Origin of the sequence: Cytobacillus kochii, from assembly GCF_020171845.1 — a bacterium.
Classification (GTDB): Bacteria; Bacillota; Bacilli; order Bacillales; family Cytobacillaceae; genus Cytobacillus; species Cytobacillus kochii.
Genome location: NZ_JAIVAM010000031.1, coordinates 1 through 3,998 on the forward strand (window position 1 = coordinate 1; position 3,998 = coordinate 3,998).

Below are 3,998 nucleotides of genomic sequence, written 5' to 3' on the forward strand. Positions count from 1 at the left end.
AATAACCTTGAGAGAAATGTCGAAAGAACTAGAGATGAATTATCTCGACTGAGAGAAGCACAGCGAGTTGCTAATTCAGGTTGGACTAGAGCAGGAGAGGGATTGACCAACTTTGGAAACGGGCTAAAATCAGTATCAGAAAAAGCAAAGAACCTAGGGAGTAATTTGACGAAAAGTATTACTATGCCAGCATTAGGTGCAGCGACTGCTCTAGGAGGTATAGCCCTAGTTAAAGGTTTTGATCGCCTTATAGGTATAGATACAGCTAGAGCAAAATTAACTGGTCTTGGTCATGATGCAGAGGGCGTTGAAAAGATTATGGAATCAGCCCTCGAAGCAGTTAGAGGAACATCATTTGGTATGGATGAAGCTGCAACTACAGCAGCTAATGCCGTAGCTGCAGGAGTAGAAGAGGGGAAAAATTTAACTAAGTATCTATCATTAACTGGAGATGCAGCAGCAATAGCTGGCTCAAGTATGAGTGAGATGGGTTCCATTTTTAATAAAGTGAAAACATCTAACAAAGCTTACAATGGTGAGTTGCAACAGTTATCAGATAGGGGTCTACCTGTGTATCAATGGTTGGCAAAGGAAGCTGGAGTTGCAGCAGAAGAAGTAACTAAAATGGCATCAGATGGAAAGATATCTTCTGAAATGCTGATGGCTGCCATCGAGAATAACATTGGTGGAGCAGCTCAAAAAATGGGAGAAACATCTTTTACTGCCGGAGTTGCGAATATGTGGGCTGCGGTTGGTCGCCTTGGCGCTTCATTTTTGGATGCTGGTGGAACAGGTGGAGGATTCTTTTCTCAGCTAAAACCTTTAATAGCAGATTTCACAGGTCGTTTAGATAGCATGGGTGATTTAGCGGCAAAAGTAGGTGTTAAATTCGGTGAGTTATTTTCCGGATTTGTAGATAAAGTGAAATCAGTAAAGGCAGCATACGATGATTTATCTCCTACCGTACAAGATATTGTTAAGAAAGTTGGTCTCATCGGAACGGCGATAACTGTTGGGATTGGACCGGTTTTAACTGTCTTAGGTATTTTTGGTGGATTAGTTGCCAGCCTTGCTCTGAAGATAGCTCCTTTGTTTAAGAAGATAGCTGAAGCTGGCGGTTTGTTAAAGTGGTTAAAGCTAGGATTTACAGCTTTAACAGGTCCAGTAGGAATCACGATAGGCATAATAACGTTATTAGCTGCAGGTTTTGTTACCTTATATGCAAAGTCAGAAACCTTCCGAGAAGGCGTAAAGACTCTTATGGGAAGCCTTAAGGATTTAGCTGCAAAAGGACTAGAGCAGTTAAAGAAAGCTGTTAGCGCGGTTTCAGATTTCTTTAAAGAACAATTAGAAATAATAAAATCTTTTTGGGAAGAAAACAAAGAATCAATTATGGGGGCCTTGAAAAACATCGGTTCTTTCATAAGCACAGTCTTTAAAGGGATACTTGCAGTCATTAAGTTTGTTATGCCCGCTGTATTAGCCATTATTAAATCTGTATGGGGCAATATTAAGGGAGTAATATCTGGGGCACTCAATATAATCATGGGTGTAGTAAAAATTTTCTCTGGTCTTTTCACAGGTGACTTCTCAAAAATGTGGGAAGGTGTTAAACAGTTATTTTCCGGTGCTTTAGAATTCATTTGGAACTTCATGCAATTAATGTTCTGGGGCAAGATGGTCAAAGGAGTAATTTCCTTAGGTAAGCTGTTGCTGAGTAACTTCAAAAGTATGTGGAAGAGCATTAGTGATGTTTTTTCATCTGTTATCAAGTGGATTGTGGATTTTGTTAAGGGGAGATTTACAGCTATGCAGAGTACGATAAGTAGTATCACAACCACAATTAAATCGGTAATAAGTACAATTTGGAATGGCATACTTTCATTCTTTCGTACCATTATAAAAACTATTGTGGACTTCATAAGAGGTCGATTCACTGAAATCAAAGATACTATCTCAAGTATTTTTACAACCATTAGAAATACGACACAGACTGTCTGGAATGCTATTAAGGATAGAATAATTAATCCAATAAAATCAGTTGTTTCAAGCACAAAAACAAGATTCACAGATATGAAGAATCAAATCACAGGAATATTTAATGGTATCCGTACAAAAATCGGCGAGATAGTAGACAAAATGATTGATACTGTTAAGGGTATGCCTAAAAAGATGGGTGATGGTCTTAAAAAGACAGCAGGAAATATCAGCAGTGGTGTGAAATCTGTTGCTAATAAAATGACTAACGCACTAGGTCTGGGTGTAAACGGAGTTATAGGTGGGGTCAATTGGGTTTTAGATAAGCTTGATGTTAAAACTCGTGTTAAAGAGTGGACTATACCACAGTATGCTCATGGAACTAAAGGACATCCTGGTGGACTGGCCATCGTTGGAGACGGTAAGGGTAATAACGCTGGTAGGGAGTTAATAACAACTCCGGATGGAAAATCAATGCTATCTCCAGCAAAAGATACATTAATCAATTTACCCAAGGGGTCACAAGTATTGTCTGCTTTGGATACGAAGTCATTATTAGGTAATGTTCCAAAGTATGCACATGGAACTGGTGGACTTGTCCAAAGTGGTCTGAAGAAAATTAAAGATGTCGCATTAAATATTTGGGATTTCGCTTCAAACCCATCCAAAATACTTGATATTGCTTTAGAAACTTTAGGGATATCTAAACCGGATAATAGCAACCAAGTGGGTAAGATTGCCCGTGGTGGATTTAACATGGTAAAAGATAATGCTATTGGTTATGTTAAATCCATGTTTTCAAAGGCAGAGAAAGAAGGCGGCGGCTCACCTGGAAAGCTAAGTTTTCCTGGTTTTAGATTCACATCCCCGTTTGGTCAACGATGGGGTCGTTTACATGGTGGAGTTGATTATGCTGCACCTATTGGTACACCTATACCATCTCAATCAAACGGTACCGTTTCTTTTGCATCTGCAGGTTGGAATGGCGGATTTGGTAATTTAGTTAAAGTTAAGCAAGGGATATATGAACATTTTTACGCTCATATGAGCCGTATATTAACTTCTGTGGGTCAAAGAGTAAGTAAGGGAAGCATATTAGGCTTAGTTGGTAACACAGGAGATAGCACAGGTCCCCACGTCCATTATGAGCTTCGAAAAAATGGCGTGAGATTAAATCCTCAAGCTTTTGCAACTGGTGGGTTAATTAATAACTCAGGGCTATATCAATTAGCAGAAGAAGGTTGGCCAGAATGGGTTATCCCAACCGACCCTAAAAGAAGGACAGAAGCTATGAAGTTGTTAGCTTTAGCCGGAAAGCAAATACAGGGGAATAAGCGACCTAATCAATTGCCTAATACAACAGGACAACAAGGATATCAGCAGTCTGAAGAAATTACTTTGCTAAAAGAACAGGTTAGGCTATTAACTGAATTAGTTGTTTCAAGTCGAAATATCGAAAGGAAACCAGTATTGTCTGAAGGTGATATCGGTCGAGCGAATGCGAAATATGAAGCTGGTCAATCGAGTAAGAATAACATTTTTAAAGGAAGGGCGGCTACAATTTAATGTTTACTATATATGATGAAAACTTTGAAGCTGTACCCCTTCCTTTGGATGATTTAGGGTATGGCTTAAAGGCACTTGATGTAAGTATCTCATCAGTAGCGCAAGATATTAATGAACACTTCATTTCTGGAATACCTGGAAGCGTCATTACTGGTTTTACTGATAGTGTTCGAGAAATGAGTATAAGTGCAAGAATAAAAGCAAAAGACACGACAGACTACAGGCTGAAGAGAGATCGTGTCTTTGCTTTCTTTAAACGTCTAGGGACGTTTTATATTACAGAAAATACTCAAGCGAATAAGTTAATGAAGGTAAGAGTTATTGAATCTTATCGCCTTGATAGAATTGAAAACAATCAAACTTTCGCCATTGCAGAAATACCTCTTAAAATCATAGGACAACCATATTGGATAAGCCGTTTTAAAAGTATGGATTTACATGAAAATAATGGTGTT

Annotated in this window: 2 protein-coding genes; both read left to right on the plus strand. The window is 38.7% G+C overall.

The features are described from left to right. Positions 1–3,543 (plus strand): peptidoglycan DD-metalloendopeptidase family protein (locus tag LCM23_RS25590; RefSeq protein ID WP_224939351.1); only part of this gene is annotated, 3,543 nt, incomplete at its 5' end. Then, a partial coding sequence (locus tag LCM23_RS25595; RefSeq protein ID WP_224939352.1) for a phage tail domain-containing protein occupies positions 3,543–3,998 on the plus strand: 456 nt, incomplete at its 3' end. The genes LCM23_RS25590 and LCM23_RS25595, both read left to right, overlap by 1 nt.